The sequence below is a fragment of the Bacillus sp. RIT 809 genome, from assembly GCF_016892495.1.
GTDB lineage: Bacteria > Bacillota > Bacilli > Bacillales > Bacillaceae_G > Bacillus_A > Bacillus_A cereus_U.
Genome location: NZ_JAFEMR010000065.1, coordinates 1 through 701, shown reverse-complemented (window position 1 = coordinate 701; position 701 = coordinate 1). Strand labels below are relative to the sequence as shown.

The window sequence follows — 701 nt, the reverse complement described above, 5'->3', positions numbered from 1 at the left end:
GTATGTTCTTTGAAAACTAGATAACAGTGTAGCTCATATTTTTTTAATTTTAGTTTGGTTAAGTTAGAAAGGGCGCACGGTGGATGCCTTGACACTAGGAGTCGATGAAGGACGGGACTAACGCCGATATGCTTCGGGGAGCTGTAAGTAAGCTTTGATCCGAAGATTTCCGAATGGGGAAACCCACTATACGTAATGGTATGGTATCCTTACCTGAATACATAGGGTATGGAAGACAGACCCAGGGAACTGAAACATCTAAGTACCTGGAGGAAGAGAAAGCAAATGCGATTTCCTGAGTAGCGGCGAGCGAAACGGAATCTAGCCCAAACCAAGAGGCTTGCCTCTTGGGGTTGTAGGACATTCTATACGGAGTTACAAAGGAACGAGGTAGACGAAGCGACCTGGAAAGGTCCGTCACAGAGGGTAACAACCCCGTAGTCGAAACTTCGTTCTCTCTTGAATGTATCCTGAGTACGGCGGAACACGTGAAATTCCGTCGGAATCTGGGAGGACCATCTCCCAAGGCTAAATACTCCCTAGTGATCGATAGTGAACCAGTACCGTGAGGGAAAGGTGAAAAGCACCCCGGAAGGGGAGTGAAAGAGATCCTGAAACCGTGTGCCTACAAATAGTCAGAGCCCGTTAATGGGTGATGGCGTGCCTTTTGTAGAATGAACCGGCGAGTTACGATCCCGTGC

1 rRNA gene is annotated in these 701 nt (G+C 47.9%); it reads left to right on the top strand.

Features of this window, described 5'->3' with window-relative positions:
• Positions 1–56 precede the first annotated feature (56 nt).
• Positions 57–701: ribosomal RNA gene (locus JTF23_RS27385) — 23S ribosomal RNA — on the top strand; the annotation flags it as partial.